The following is a 13,490-nucleotide window of genomic DNA, read 5'->3' as shown; positions in this document are numbered from 1 at the left end:
ATAGAGGTCGGGCACGAAGCGTTTCTGCGGTGAACAATCGTGGTCCGTGCGGGTGAGCGCGACCGCTTTTGTCTGTCGGTGAGCGTGTGGGGCCGGTAGAACGCGGGGGGTTGTTCCGTCGCGTTGAAGGGGGCTCATGATGAGCCGAGGGTTGATCGTCGTGGATGTGCAGAACGACTTCTGTGAGGGAGGCAGTGTCCCGGTCACGGGCGGGGCGCGGATCGCGACCGCTGTCGCCGCTCTGGTCGAGCGCAGTGCGGGGACCGACTACCAGTACATCGTGGCCACCCGGGACCACCACATCGACCCAGGCAGCCACTTCTCCGAGAACCCGGACTTCAAGGACAGCTTCCCCGTCCACTGCGTGGTCGGGGGCGAAGGCGGCGAGTTCCACCCGAACTTCGCTCCCGCTGCCACCGGCGGCAAGGTGGACGCCGTCTTCTTCAAGGGGGCTCACAGCGCCTCCAAGAGCGGTTTCGAAGGCTTCGATGAACACGGGACACCCCTGGCGGAGTGGCTGCGCTCGCGGGGAGTCGAAGACGTCGACGTGGTGGGCATCGCCACCGACCACTGCGTCCGCGCCACCGCGTTGGATGCTGTCAAGGACGGGTTCCGCGCCCGCGTGCTCCTGGACTACTCGGTCGGCGTCGCCCCGGACACCACCGCGTCGACCCTGGAGGACTTCCGCCGGGCAGGCGTGGCCGTCTCCGGTGAGACACCCGTCCCGCAGTAACCACTCCTTCGTCCGTCGAGGGGACGGGCACCGGACCAGACGGGATCCCGCACTTCCCTGGAGGCTGCGGGAACCCACGGCACCGCGCCCGCGACCAGGGACCGCCGGCAGGCTCCCTTCGGCTTCCATGACCGCCCGCGCTCGTCCGACGGATGAGCGCCCGGCCGCAGCCGGCTGTCCGACCCGGCGCGCCCCCTACGGGTAGCCCCGCTCGTCAGCGGCGTTTCAGGCGCTGCTGCGGCAGGCAGGGTGTCAGTCATGGACATCTCGCCGTTCCTGCAGCGCAAACTCGCCCGCCGCTTCGCCACCTTCGACACCAACCATGACGGCTACATCGACCGCGGCGACTTCGAGTCGGCCTGCGACCGCCTCGCCGCTGCCTTCCAGCTCGCGCCCGAAGCCCCCGCACTCAAGCACATGCGGGAGTTGAGCGACGGCCTGTGGCAGCACTTGTCACAGGCCGCGGACACCGACGCAGACGGACGCATCGGCCTCGCCGAGTACCAGGCGGCGTTCGCCGCCGGACTGCTGGTCACTCCCGCCTCCTTCGACGCCGGTTACATGCCGTTCCTCGACGCGCTGATGGACATCGCGGACCAGGACGGCGACGGATACCTGACCCGGGACGAGCAGGTCCGCTGGTCCGGCGCCCTGATGGGGCTGCCTGAAGCGGACGCCCGCGAGGTCTTCGGCCGCCTCGACCGGGACACCGACGGCCTGATCAGCCGCGACGACATGCTCCAGGCCATCCGTGACTTCTACTTCAACGAGGAGCCCACCTCCGCCGGCGTGTGGCTGCTCGGACCACTGGACCCCGCCTAGAGAGCGAACGCCCGGACAGGGCGAGAGCAGGACCCAGAGCAGCCCCCGCACCCTCTGACCCCCGTGACAGCGCAGGGACGCCACGCGGTGTGCCGGGGGCCCCGCTCCACGGGCCCTGGCCCGTCACCGGACGCGCCGGATACGCAGGCGGACCCAGGTCCACAGGCGCTGCATCTCCAGACGGCTACCGCGAGAGCGGCCCAGACCGCCTCGGGACGGACGATGCCGCGGCTCCGTGCGCCCCCTGGCGGCCTTGAACCGCGCTCGCGCCTCCAGTGCCCCCCTCACGGGCGGTTTGGCACCCGGACAGATCAAGGCCTGCCGCAGGACTGTGACACTCGGATGGCTGCGGGGGGACGACCCGGCCACCGGGGCGGGAGCCGTCCGCATGCCCTCCGTCGACCAGGGAGAAGAATGGCGAACGAGCTGAAGTACGGCGACCAGGTCCACCTGCAGAACGGCTACAGCAACTGGGCGGGCGGATACCTGGACACCAACGGCCACAGCAGCGACAGCGGGGCGAAGTACGCGGTGTCGACGGCGGACTCGCCCAGGCGGGGAGAGGGTACGGGGACCTGGCAGATCCTCTCCGCCGAGGGCAAGGCCGCTGGTGCCAACGTGGTCAGCGGGGACCTGGTCTACCTGCGGAACCTCTACGGCGGTGACGGCGGCTACCTCGACACCAACGGGCACGCGACCGCCGACCAGAAGAACAGCGGCGGCAAGTACAACGTCTCGACGTCCAAGGACCAGGACCGCGCCCCCGGTACCGGCCGCTGGCGCCTTTTCGCCCAGGCGTCCAGCCCCGGTGACCAGCATGTCCGCTCCGGCGACGTGATCCACCTGTGGAACACCTACGGCGACAACGGCGGCTTCCTGGAGACGAACGGAGGCGGACCCGCCGGCGGCAAGTACGACGTGTGCACCAACGCCTACTACAACCGGGCCCAGAACGTCGGCGACTGGAAACTCCACCGCGCGTAAGCCGCGCCGAACCCGCCCCGGGCTTTGAGGGCCGGGGCGGGTTCGCGGCCTTCGGCCGGCAGGCACCACCGCACGGACGGCCTGCCCCAGGACGACCCGGGGGCACGGGCGCACGCCGGGGAGCCGCACCAAGGCGGCGGCCTCCCCCCCCCGGGCACAGCCGGCGCCGTCGACTCCCATTCGGCGGGTCACCCCGCATAACGGAGTACCGGTGTCAGCATTTCCGCCTGTTTTACCCAGATGCCGCATGGAAAGGATGTGGCTGCGGCCGGGAACGGACCACGTTCCCGCTCTACGGCACAAGGGGCAGGCATGGCGCAGGGCACTGTGAAGTGGTTCAACGGAGAGAAGGGATTCGGCTTCATCTCCCCAGATGAGGGCGGCCCTGACGTCTTCGTGCACTTCAGCGCGATCCAGGGATCTGGTTTCCGGAACCTGGAGGAGAACCAGCGGGTCGAGTTCGAGATCACCCAGGGACAGCGAGGCCCCCAGGCCGACAAAGTCCGCGGCCTCTGATCTGGCCGCCCACCAGCCGGCTACGTGCCGCGACGCCGCCCCGTCGCACAACCCGCCCCTGTCAGCGACCTGATCATGCAGTACCTCACCGACCCTGAGTCCGCGCCCACCGTCGAGGGAGTACTGGCGAGCCTGCGGAAGCTGGCCAGCTACCTGCCTGAAGAGTGAACAGCCGAACTGGTCACCCAGCGGATGCGAGCGGCTGTCCGTGGTTCACCCACGGGACCATCCGGTCATGCTGCTGCGCCGACGGGCGAGCGCGCTACGCGCGCCGGCAGCAGACGGTTGTCCGTTCCGGCGGATCGTGGAAGGAGCCACACCCCGTCTCTGAGCCACCGCGCTCGCTACGGAGGCTACTCGGAAATAGTGCACCGGCCGTGCCTCCTGTTTGGCGGGCGCGGTCGGTGGCGACGTTGATGCGGTTGCCGCACAGCCCGTGAGGTTCGGGAATCAGGGTGGCTTCCCGCTGCGTTCGGCCAACAGCCGCTCTCCCGCCCCTGCTTTATCCAGGAGACCTCCCGCATGCCACAGCTAGAGATCGATGTGATCGTGTTCGACGTGCTCGGCACGCTCGTCGACGAACCCGCCGGTATCCGCGCCGGCATTCGTGAACTCGACCCATCGCTCAACGATTCCAGGGTCGAACAGCTTCTGTCGCTGTGGCAACAGCACATCGACCGCGAGCAACGTTGCGTCCTCGACGGCGTCCGGCCCTACCTGCCCAGCGACGTCCTCGACCTGGAAGCAGCCCGGCTCGTCGCCGATGTCGCCGAAGTCGACGACCCGGCCGCCGTATCGGCGCTGGCCCTGTCAGGTCGCAGGCTCCCGCCGTGGCCCGACACCGTGGCAGGGCTCGCCCGACTTGCCGAACGGTTCCCGCTCATCGGACTCTCCAACGCGAGCCGGTCGGCGCTGCTGGGACTCAACGCCCACGCCGGACTGCGCTGGCACCAGGCCCTGTCCGCCGAAGAGGCCCAGACCTACAAGCCGGACCCAGCGGTCTACCAACTGGCCGTCACCGTTTCCGGACGCCCGCCGGATCGGCTCTTGATGGTCGCCGCCCATGCCTGGGACCTGCGGGGAGCACAGAACCTTGGTCTGCGCACCGCCTACGTCGCCCGCCCCGTCGGCGACCCGCCCACCTCCTCGGACGAGTTCGACCTGCACGCCGGCGATCTGGCCGGCCTGGCCGTCCAACTCGACGATGTCTAGGGCGCATCCGGTGGGGTCACCGGCGGAGCCGGAGTCAGATTGAGGTGACGGTGCCGTGGGAGATGTAGGCGCGCTTGTCGAACCCGGTGGGTCGGCCGCCACTGCTGCCACGGCGTCTGCGGCTGGCGCACTCGTTGCGGGAATGGTGTGCTTGATCTGGCGTCGGCACGGATAGCGGCGGTTGCGGCGGTCACGGGGTGTCAGCGCCGCTCGACGAGCCGCGCCACCCACAGTCCAACTCGTACATCTTGATCGCCTATGGGGTGGCGCCTAGGGTTCCGTGTTCATGGAGACGGGGGAACCGGGCCGTGGTCGCAGACCGTGGCGCGACCGGCAGGCTGGACATCGTGCCATCGCGGCCCTGATGGCGGGGACGGCGGTGCTGGCCGTCCTGGGGGCCGTGCTCGTCGTCCTGCCGGGTGTCGTGGTCGACCACGATCTCGCCGGGGCGAGCGTCGCCGCCCAGGACCGGCTCAAAGCGGTGAACGACGTCCGTACGACTCTGCTGCAGGCCGTGGGCGGCATGGTCCTGCTGTTCGGCGCATACGCCACCTGGAGGCAACTGCGCGTCAGCCAGGAAGGCCTGCGCGCCACCCAGGAGGGCTACGTCACCGACCGGTTCAGCACGGCCGTCGATCAGCTCGGCAGCGACAAGCTGGAAACACGCATCGGCGGGCTCCACGCGCTGTGGCGGATCGCCGAGCATTCCGCCCGCGACCGCGAGGCCGTCATCTCCATCCAGGCCGCGTACCTGCGTACCCACCTGCCCTGGCCGCCCGCCGGACCGCAGGCACCGGCGGCGGACGTACCCATCAACGACGTCGTGCCGCTGGAGATCCGCGCCGCCGACGCCCAGGTGGCGCTGACCGGCCTCGGCGTGCTGTTGCTGCAACCCCGGGAACAGTCCTGGATCAACCTCAGCGTCACGGACCTGCGCAGGGCCGACTGCGACGGGCTGTGGCTGCACGAGGTCAACCTCGACCGGTCCTGTATGGAGGCGGCGGGCCTGTACCACGCCAACCTGACGCAGGCCTCTCTCGTCTCGGTCAACCTGCGGCACGCCGACCTCAAGACCGCGATCCTGCGCCGGGCCCGCTGCGTTCTGGCCGACCTGCGGGGCGCACGACTGGTCGAAACCGACCTGCGCGAAGCGGACTTCACCGAGGCAGACCTGCGCGAGGCGAATCTGCGCAAGGCTGACGCGGGCGGCGCGGTCTTCCGCCGCGCCGACCTGCGCCTGGCCGACCTGCGCGGCGCCGACCTGAAAACGGCCGACCTCCTCCAGGCACGTCTGACCGGCGCGGTGGCCAGCGAGAACACACGCTGGCCGGCCGGTTTCGACCAGGCGACCGCCGGCGTCATCCTCACCGAGGACCCTGGCCCGGAACCACCGCCACTGCTCCAGCCCACAGGGATAACGACACAGCACCCGCCTCTGCGGTCTATGCCGTGACCCACGAGCCCGGGCGAAGACCACGGCGTGCCCGAGAACCTGGCCGCGAAGACTGCGCCCTGCCCTCGCCACAAACCCCCGGGCGGTGCCGAGCTCAAAGACGCCGCTCTTCGGCGAAGACCGGCGTGCCCCGCCCTGAGCGACGAATGCTGTCGGCTCCCACGTGCAGAGATGGCTCAGGACGGAGACGATGATCCGCTGTGCGTGTTCCTGAACCGCGGCCGTCATCGAGCGGGTTCCCGATTTTCCCGGGGCGGAGGTCACTCGTGTCCGCAACCGTTCCCGTGGATGTGCGCCTTCGGAGCAGGGAAGGAAACCGACGGGCTTTCGGAGAAGGGGAGGGTGCGGTCTTGAGCCAGATGGACATGCTCCTGGTCGCGCTGGCGTCGGCCTGCGCGGCGTTTCCCGTGCTCGGAGTGCTGTGGTGGATCCGGGACCGGGCCGACCGGGCGGCGGCAGCGGGGCTGGGCACGGTGGACATCGACCCGTACCACGCGGTGGCCACGGCCCGTAGACCGTCCCGCGTGGACAGGGCCGCAGCCGCCGAACTGCTACGCGCCGGCCTGATCAGGATCCGCGACGACGGGATGATGGAGGTCACCGACAGGGCACAGGAGTCTGCCGCGGCACCCGGGCATCCGATGCCGGCCGCCCTGCTGGCCACACTGCGACGGCAGGGCGAACCGTTTCCGCTGAGCCGTCTGTACTGGGAATCCGGTTACACGCGGCAGCGTGACGCCTTCCTGCGGGCCGAGGATCTCAAGGTGCCGCGCTGGTCGCTGCGCACAAGGGACTCCATCGCAGGCGCTGCCTTCGCCACGCTGATTCTGTTCACCCTCTGGATCTCCGTCCAGGTGGTCTTCCTGCGGCAGGAGTACTGGACCAGCGGCGTCGGGCCGATCGTGGTCGGCGCGTGGTGCTGTCTGGTGCTGTGGGCCTTGATGGCGGTGCCACTGGTCTGGCTTGCGGAACGCTGCTGGCCGAGGCGTCGTGACCGGTTCGCGGCGTACTGCCGCCGTCTTCCGGCGCACCCGGCCGAGCGGGCCCTCAGCACGGAGGAGCGTGACCTGCTGGACCGCAGCTGGACCTGGCGCAGCGCGTACGAGCGGGCCAAGGACGAGGAGTCGTGGGTGGACCACGGAGGCGGGTTCTGATGACGGAGATGAGCGAGAGCCAAAGCGACCGGGACACTGGTGAGGAGCAGCGCAGGCCGCGGCGCACTGTCCGCACCTGGCGGGTCAGACGCCGTTTCCGGCACAGGGAGCGGCGTGAGGCCCGTCCCTGGCCGGACGTGCACGAGGACATCGCTTACCTCACCCGGGAGTTGGGCCGCTGGCACCCCCACACCCTCACCGCCCACTCGAGGGTCTTCTCCTGGCTCCTCCACGAAGGACGGCACCCCGAGATCCTGCGGCTGGCCGAGGCGGAAGCAGCCGAACGGACCGCGGAGTTCGGGGCCGACGACCCCGGCACTCTGGGGTGCCGATCGGCACTCGCCTGGCGCCGCCGCAGGGTCGGTGACCTGGACGGCGCCGTCGCCGAGGCACGGGCGGTAGCGGACGACTCCGCCAGGGTGCTGGGCCCCGACCACGCCGACACCCACCGCCGGCGGGCGTACCTGGCCCGGTTCCTTGCCGAGAACGGCGAAGCGGCCGAGGGGGTACGCCTGCTGCGAGTCCTGTATGCCGAGTCCCAGGCCTTCGGCTGGCAGCGCAAGGACGAGACGCGGTCCATACGCACGGCCCTGGTCACGGCGCTGGAGCTGAACGGCGACCTCCAGGAGGCCCTGGACCTCCTGGAAGAGGAGCTCGAAGCCGAGCGGGGGACGATCTACGGCATCGACGAGAACCTCGGCGACTACGAGATGAAGCGTCTGCAGGAGTGGCGCACCCGGCTGGTCGCCGAGGTGGCCCTGCAGGACTGGAACCGGCGCAGGAAGCACGAGCAGAGCAAGGACACCCCCGGGCGACAGCCGTAGACCGGGGAACCGCAGGGAAAGTCCGCGTGGAAGCCGACTTGTCGATACGGACGTTCGCGGCGGAGATCACGAAGAAGCCCACGTCAAGATCGACAAGAACAGAGACACGTCCTCTGCTGTCGCCTCCCTCCGGCCTGGCCCTGCCCCCGCCGCCGACCGAAGACCCTGTTCGTGTGAAGAGCGCGGCCGCGCCCTTCACGCAGTGGCCGTCGACCATCGCCCCGGCAACAGCCCGCGCACGGCTCACCACCCGCCCGGCGGCGCCCAAAAGGGCTGGGGGTGACCGCGAGAGTCGAGGCCCGTGTGCCGCGGCCGGCGCCTTGAGTCTCTCGCTATCGCGTGCCGCCGGTACCGGTCAGGTGGGATGCGTGGCGGCCGGGCTCGCGCGTGCGGTCGCTTTCGTCCTGCACGAGCAGGGAGAGCAGTGCGGCCACCGGCAGGCCCGCTTCCGCGGGGTGGCGCAGGACCTTGTCGGGCTGGATGCGGTAGGTGTTGGTGCGGCCGTCGCGGGTGTGGGAGAGGTAACCGTCCTGCTCGAGGTCGGAGATGATCCGCTGGACGGCGCGTTCGGTGAGCCGGCAGTGGGCGGCGATGTCGCGGATCCGGATGTTCGGATTGTCGGCGATGGCCGCCAGCACACGCGCGTGATTGGTGACGAACGTCCATCCGCTGTGAGAGCCAGGCACTTCAACCATGCACAGCATTCTAAGGACAGTCTTTGCGCGACACCCGATACATGACATACTTTTCGCGCAACAGACGACATGATCCGTTCGGGACAGCCAGAGGAGGGGCCCGAGGTGCCTGTGAACGAAGCGGTAGCAAGGCGGCCGAGGAGCGCCGACGGGAGCCGGCTGCAGGGGACGGACGAGGCCACGGTGGTGCAGTACGAACGCTGCGGCGCCTGGGTGGTCGGCGCGCGAGGCCCCTATGACATGTCTACGGTCACGCCGCTGGCGGACGCGCTGGACACCGCGGCCAAGGAACACCCGAAGGTGGTCCTGGACGCCTCCGGCATCACCTTCGCGGACTCCGCGCTGCTGAACCTGCTGATCCTCACCCACCAGGCAGCCGACTTCCGCGTGGCCGCCCCCGCGCAGCAACTGAAAAGGCTGCTGCAGCTCACCGCGGCCGACACCGTCCTGAAGATAAGGGAGACGGTGGACGAGGCAGCTGCCTGCTAGAACGCCCCGCACCCACCACAGCGCGGCTCTCTCGCCCGGCTGACACCAGCCGGGCACAAAAACGCCCTCACACACAGACAAGGAACCGCCCCCGGCGCCCTCGCCGAGGCGAAGCACCCGACATTTTGCTCGAGGGAGAGATGTCACCATGATCCTTCCAGCGGAGAAGGAGCTGCGGGCCGCTCTGGCCCGGTTCGCCCAGACGCGCATCGACCACGAGGTGTGTCCCACCGGCTTCACCAGCAGGGCACTCGAAGACGCCACCTACACGCTGTGCGTGATGACCGGATCCCGCACCGCCGAACAGGCCCTGCTCACGGCGGACACCCTGCTGGAGCAGTACACCCACCGCACCGGCGACTCGCGTGAGGACGAAGCTCTCGCCGCCTGAACGCAGAGCGGCGCGAGCCCCCCGCAGCCGGCTCCCACCAGAGGTGACCCGCTGCTGAGACGTGCCGGTCGCCTCACGCGCGGAGGCCCTGCCGGCTGCCCCACCGCCTCCCGTGCCACTGCCTCCCCGTCCTACTGCCTCTCCGTCTCGCTGCCTGGCGAGTGACGGTGTGGAGGGCGCGCACCGCCCTATCGCCCCGGCTCAGGCTGCGCATTCGACGGTGGACGTGCCCTGGAACGTTAGGGTGAGCGGAGGGCTCAACGGGCACGCCGAGGCGGGTGGTGGCGCAATGCAGTGGCAGAGGTTCGCTGAGCAGATGGCTGTCCTGGCGCGGGATCTGCTGGAGAAGAAGTCGGTCCAGGAGACGCTGGACGCGATCTCGGTGGCAGCGGTGGATCTGGTCGAGGGCTGCGACGCGGCCGGGATCCTGGCGGTGCGCAAGGGCAGGGCGATCACGCTGTCCTCGTGCGGAGAGATGGTCGAAGCCTCCGACCGTATCCAGGGCGAGCTCGGTGAAGGACCGTGCTACGACCTCGCCCGCCGCGAAAGCGGTGAGCGCACCTACCGCATCACCGACATGACCCAGCCCCAGCCTGGCTGCCCCGCCTACGCGGACGCGGCCCGCGAGCTCGGCATCGGCAGCATGACCGGCATCCTCCTCTACACCGACAAGGAAGACTTCGGCGCCCTCAACCTCTACGCCCGCCGTCCCGGCACCTTCACCCAAGACATCGAGACCGCCGGCTGGATGCTCGCCTCCCACGCCGCCGTCGCCCTGGCCAGCGCCCGCACCATCGACCAGCTCGAACACGCCATGGAAACCCGCCACGCCATCGGCGAAGCCATGGGCATCCTCATGGAACGCCACCGCATGAGCGAAGACGACGCCTTCAACGTGCTGCGCCGCCTCTCCCAGCACCACAACATCAAACTCCGCGAGGTGGCGCACAAGCTCCGCTCCGAGCACGACCGCCCCTGACCAGCATCGACGCTGGTCAGGGGCGGTCGTGCCCTGCGGATGCCCTGTCCGCGACGTACGCCCGGTGTGGGCGAAGCCGCGGCCGTACGGCTTCTACCCCAGAGTGCCGTCGGGCGCTCCGTGGATGTAGTACTGACCGGGAGTGTCGGGGGAACGGGCCTGGTGGAGGGGAACGTCGGCGGTGATCTGTTTTCCTTCACCGGCGTGCTCGACGATCAAGCGGCTGCTGAGGGCTGTGACGATCTCCAGGCCGTGTCCGCCGACGCGATGGGGGTCGGCCGGTCGGGGCTGGGGCATGGCGGGGGAGGCGTCCGACACGGAGATCCTCACGATCCGGCCGTCTTCGGCCGCCTGGACCTCCAGGCGGCCGGGGCCGGGCGCGTGCCGTGCGGCGTTGGCGATCAGCTCGCTGACCACGAGGCGGACGTCGTCGGCGGCGCGGGAGGACACGGTGATCCGGTGGGTGCGGTGCAGGGCGGACAGCAGTGCGTCGGCTTCGGCCCGTGCCCGGGCGGCCGGAGGCGGGGGACCGCTCCAGGCCAGGTGCCGACGCAGAGTGTGGTCCGGTCCCTGCCCGTCCGCCTGCTTCATAAGCGGTTGAGACATGGAGATCGTCACTCTCAGTCGTAAGAGTCTGTGCTTTTTCAGGTCCCGTCTCTCGCGGGCTGAGCACCGTCTACCCACTCCGCCCGGCGTTATGGAAGCCGTCGCCCGGGCACGGGGGTGGCAGGCGGTGACCGGCAGTCCCCCCGGGGGGCCGGTGGCCGCCAGGTGCCTGTGGTCCTGAACGTGTGCCGCGGGCGCCGGCCTGCTCCCGTTGCCGGCCCTCGGCCGGTAACGGGGGACGGTCACACCCGGCCCCGGCGACGGGCACACCTCCGTGCCGGGCATCGCGCACGAGCAGCGCCCAGCGCCATGCCCGGTTCGCGCCGAGCATCCAGACCACCGACCCGCCTGCCGTGGTGGAGTGCCGCGTCCGGCGACCCCGAACTCCTGGCGTTCGATCATGCACGCCCCGACACGAACACACCGACCGGCAGCGAAAGTGCCAACCATTCCCGACACCTCAGGCCGAAGCTGACGCTGCCAGCCGGTCCCGCGCCCGGTCAGGCCAGCACAGACCGCGCTCTCAAAGACGTCCACCCCGGCGGACGCCAGGTGTGCCGTGCCGCAGGCGCACCCTGCCCGGCGACCGCCTCCTACGGCAGCCGCTGCCTGCCGCCGCTCCCCGGCTACAGACGCAGCATGCGCTCCGTGATCTCCCGGTACTGCCGCAGCGCGTGCCGGAACTCCTCCGCCTGCTCCTCGGAGTCCTGGTCCTGCCACTCCGCCCGCAGGACACGTCGACGTTCAGCGAGCGCCTTCGCGAGTTCCGCGGTGGCCTCGTCGAAGGCGCTCTCGGCCGCTTCCAGCGCCTCCCGCGGGGTGTCGGCGAAGTCGAGGAGGGCCTGCCGCAGGCGCTGGGAAACCTTTTCCCGCTCGTCGGCGGGCAGCAGCGGCTCCGGCCCCCGGGCCGGGCGTGCGGTCGATCCGACACCCTTGCCCGGAGGCTGCTGGGCACGTGCCTGGTCATACATCATTCGTGGGCCACATCCCTGTCGCGTCGCGTCGGCCGGGTGCCACCTGGACCCTCACCCGGAACAAGCCGACCCGCAGGGCCCGACCCGAAACGAGCGGGCCCTTGACACCCCTGGCCCGTCTGGCCGGCCTCCACCGTCCCGCCAGTCAACGCCCGGCAACCTTCCCTGTCAACGAACCCCGGGACGGAGAGTTGCGCTCCCGCCGAGGCCGACCGGCTACCGCCTCCTGCCGGCGCGGCCGCGGAGCGCGAGGTAGCGCGATCAACCCTCGTGGCGCGCCGACGCACGAGACGGCAGACGAGGTCGACGAGCGGCCATCTCGCCCCTGTCCGGCAGTACCTGCCCGATCTGGCGGAACACCTGCTCCCGCTCCGCGAACGGCAGGACGAGACGGTCGATGGACGACCGGCATAGTGGCGGGCGCCCCATCGTCACGCGCCTTACGATCACGGACTGCGCAACGCTGGTGAACCATTCCGCCCCCTGCAGCTCCGTGCCCGACCACTGCATCCCGTCCCGTGAGGGGGCCTCTCGGCACTCTGGAGGAACGGTGCGCGCACCGCGCGGACAGCCCCCAGCCGGGCCGACTGGCCGAAACGGTCCGTCGCGAGGCGAACACGCCACCCGGCTCGAGCAGCGCGGCCACGCGCGACCACCAGTCCTGGGTTCATCCAGTGCAGCACCGCTGCCACGTAGAACCAGCCCTGCACGGCGGCACAGATCGGCACACCGCCCCAACCGGCCTACGGGACATACAGGTCCCACACCTGGTGGCCCGGGCCGCCGCTTCGCCACACGCACACGAAGTCCGTCCACCTGCCCTCGGCGATACCCTCGTCCCCGGTGCCCTGACAGATCCACGGGCTGGTGAAGGTCTGCACGTAACCCCATCCGGGAGGGCCGCCGTCCAGGGCTTCGGCCCGGGCGTCATGCGCCGATGCCGAGGCGACAGTGGCGTGCGCCGGCACCGAGACAGCAACGGTCCCCGCCACGGCGGTTCCGACCAGCACGGCGCTGGTCACCAGTAGTTTCTTCGCCCTCACAGCAGTCTCCGATGTCGTTGGTTGACCAGCCCGTATCAGGTTGGCCTTCGCACTTTGGAGACTAGAAGGGAGACCTAAGCCGCTCTCCTGCATTCGAGGAGAATCGAAGCGAGTGCTGTTCCCGAGCCTGGTGCAGGCCGGACAACCGCAGGATGACACCGACGCAATGGCCGCCCCCGTGCGGCCACTGCTTCGGGCCTACGCGGCGGTTCCGTGTCCGGCCTCTCGTGGATCCCCCATCGGCCGCGTCATCCCCTCCTCTGCGGCTGCACGCCGGCCCCGTTCGGTCTCGTCCAGTTCCCAGTGGTGCTGGCACTCTTCGCACCGGACGCCGTCGACCAGCTCCTCGGTTTCCCCGTTCGGGCAGTCGCTCCCGTCCCCACGACCTGCGCACGCCTGCTCTGTTGTATCCGCCATGCAGTCGACCGTGACCCGCATCGGGCCTTGGCCGGGAGAGAGCCTGCGGGGGCGCACGGGCGCGCTGCTCGGCAGATCACCTCAAGCTGCACCACCGCCTCACCCGAGACCGTCAGATGGAGGACTGGATGTCTGCCAACCGACGGGAGAAGGTCCCGCGTTCCGACGCAGCTGCGGGGCGAGAGAGGCTCGGCATCG

At 69.9% G+C, this 13,490-nt stretch carries 15 protein-coding genes and 1 pseudogene; 11 read left to right on the top strand and 5 right to left on the bottom strand.

The annotated features are described in order from the left end of the window. Positions 1 to 139 precede the first annotated feature (139 nt). The 5 genes from SAM23877_RS00325 (at position 140) to SAM23877_RS00305 (ending at position 4,267) form a co-directional block, all read left to right on the top strand. The gene (locus tag SAM23877_RS00325; protein ID WP_053141979.1) at positions 140 to 733 is read left to right on the top strand and encodes an isochorismatase family protein; all 594 of its coding nucleotides are present in this window, start codon (positions 140 to 142) and stop codon (positions 731 to 733) included. A gap of 258 nt (positions 734 to 991) precedes the next feature. Then, positions 992 to 1,555 (top strand): EF-hand domain-containing protein, encoded by a 564-nt coding sequence (locus SAM23877_RS00320; RefSeq protein WP_053125705.1) that lies wholly within the window; start codon positions 992 to 994, stop codon positions 1,553 to 1,555. A 414-nt stretch (positions 1,556 to 1,969) separates the two neighbouring features. Beyond that, on the top strand, positions 1,970 to 2,539 hold the full coding sequence (locus tag SAM23877_RS00315) for a hypothetical protein (protein ID WP_053125703.1): 570 nt from the start codon (positions 1,970 to 1,972) through the stop codon (positions 2,537 to 2,539). A 312-nt stretch (positions 2,540 to 2,851) separates the two neighbouring features. Then, a complete protein-coding gene (locus SAM23877_RS00310; protein ID WP_053125699.1) occupies positions 2,852 to 3,055 on the top strand; it encodes a cold-shock protein in 204 nt (67 codons plus the stop codon). Between the two features lie 522 nt (positions 3,056 to 3,577). After that, a complete protein-coding gene (locus tag SAM23877_RS00305; RefSeq protein ID WP_053125695.1) occupies positions 3,578 to 4,267 on the top strand; it encodes a haloacid dehalogenase type II in 690 nt (229 codons plus the stop codon). Positions 4,268 to 4,301: 34 nt separating this feature from the next. On the opposite strand, the pseudogene SAM23877_RS40500 reads toward SAM23877_RS00305, so the two are convergent. After that, positions 4,302 to 4,456: pseudogene (locus SAM23877_RS40500) on the bottom strand (IS5/IS1182 family transposase); the annotation flags it as partial. Between the two features lie 175 nt (positions 4,457 to 4,631). Here SAM23877_RS40500 and SAM23877_RS00300 point away from each other — a divergent pair. The 3 genes from SAM23877_RS00300 to SAM23877_RS00290 all read left to right on the top strand — a co-directional run bounded on the left by SAM23877_RS00300 (position 4,632) and on the right by SAM23877_RS00290 (position 7,698). Further along, positions 4,632 to 5,720 (top strand): pentapeptide repeat-containing protein, encoded by a 1,089-nt coding sequence (locus SAM23877_RS00300; RefSeq protein ID WP_053125693.1) that lies wholly within the window; start codon positions 4,632 to 4,634, stop codon positions 5,718 to 5,720. A 350-nt stretch (positions 5,721 to 6,070) separates the two neighbouring features. Beyond that, positions 6,071 to 6,874: a hypothetical protein gene (locus SAM23877_RS00295; protein ID WP_159041952.1), complete on the top strand. Its 804-nt coding sequence runs from the start codon at positions 6,071 to 6,073 to the stop codon at positions 6,872 to 6,874. A gap of 8 nt (positions 6,875 to 6,882) precedes the next feature. Further along, positions 6,883 to 7,698 carry a tetratricopeptide repeat protein gene (locus tag SAM23877_RS00290; protein ID WP_159041951.1) on the top strand — a complete coding sequence of 272 codons (816 nt, stop codon included), beginning with the start codon at positions 6,883 to 6,885 and terminating at the stop codon, positions 7,696 to 7,698. A gap of 332 nt (positions 7,699 to 8,030) precedes the next feature. Here SAM23877_RS00290 and SAM23877_RS00285 read toward each other — a convergent pair whose 3' ends face one another. Then, positions 8,031 to 8,393: a helix-turn-helix transcriptional regulator gene (locus SAM23877_RS00285; RefSeq protein ID WP_053141976.1), complete on the bottom strand. Its 363-nt coding sequence runs from the start codon at positions 8,391 to 8,393 to the stop codon at positions 8,031 to 8,033. A gap of 105 nt (positions 8,394 to 8,498) precedes the next feature. Here SAM23877_RS00285 and SAM23877_RS00280 point away from each other — a divergent pair, with 105 nt between their 5' ends. From SAM23877_RS00280 to SAM23877_RS00270, 3 genes are all read left to right on the top strand, one after another. Further along, positions 8,499 to 8,882 (top strand): STAS domain-containing protein, encoded by a 384-nt coding sequence (locus tag SAM23877_RS00280; protein ID WP_053125687.1) that lies wholly within the window; start codon positions 8,499 to 8,501, stop codon positions 8,880 to 8,882. 148 nt (positions 8,883 to 9,030) lie between these two features. Next, positions 9,031 to 9,273 carry a DUF5133 domain-containing protein gene (locus SAM23877_RS00275; RefSeq protein ID WP_053125685.1) on the top strand — a complete coding sequence of 81 codons (243 nt, stop codon included), beginning with the start codon at positions 9,031 to 9,033 and terminating at the stop codon, positions 9,271 to 9,273. 289 nt (positions 9,274 to 9,562) lie between these two features. Then, complete coding sequence (locus SAM23877_RS00270) at positions 9,563 to 10,252, top strand: GAF and ANTAR domain-containing protein (RefSeq protein WP_053125682.1); 690 nt, start codon at positions 9,563 to 9,565, stop codon at positions 10,250 to 10,252. Positions 10,253 to 10,345: 93 nt separating this feature from the next. Here the strand turns inward: SAM23877_RS00270 and SAM23877_RS39545 are convergent, their stop codons facing one another. From SAM23877_RS39545 to SAM23877_RS00250, 3 genes are all read right to left on the bottom strand, one after another. Further along, the gene (locus SAM23877_RS39545) at positions 10,346 to 10,858 is read right to left on the bottom strand and encodes an ATP-binding protein (protein ID WP_063796808.1); all 513 of its coding nucleotides are present in this window, start codon (positions 10,856 to 10,858) and stop codon (positions 10,346 to 10,348) included. 626 nt (positions 10,859 to 11,484) lie between these two features. Continuing rightward, complete coding sequence (locus tag SAM23877_RS00260; protein ID WP_053125678.1) at positions 11,485 to 11,832, bottom strand: hypothetical protein; 348 nt, start codon at positions 11,830 to 11,832, stop codon at positions 11,485 to 11,487. A gap of 743 nt (positions 11,833 to 12,575) precedes the next feature. Beyond that, positions 12,576 to 12,854 carry a hypothetical protein gene (locus SAM23877_RS00250; protein WP_159041950.1) on the bottom strand — a complete coding sequence of 93 codons (279 nt, stop codon included), beginning with the start codon at positions 12,852 to 12,854 and terminating at the stop codon, positions 12,576 to 12,578. Positions 12,855 to 13,490 lie beyond the last annotated feature (636 nt).

Origin of the sequence: Streptomyces ambofaciens ATCC 23877 (assembly GCF_001267885.1) — a bacterium.
GTDB classification, from domain to species: Bacteria; Actinomycetota; Actinomycetes; order Streptomycetales; family Streptomycetaceae; genus Streptomyces; species Streptomyces ambofaciens.
Note: the sequence above shows the minus strand (reverse complement) of the source record. Positions and strands in the feature narration are given on the sequence as shown.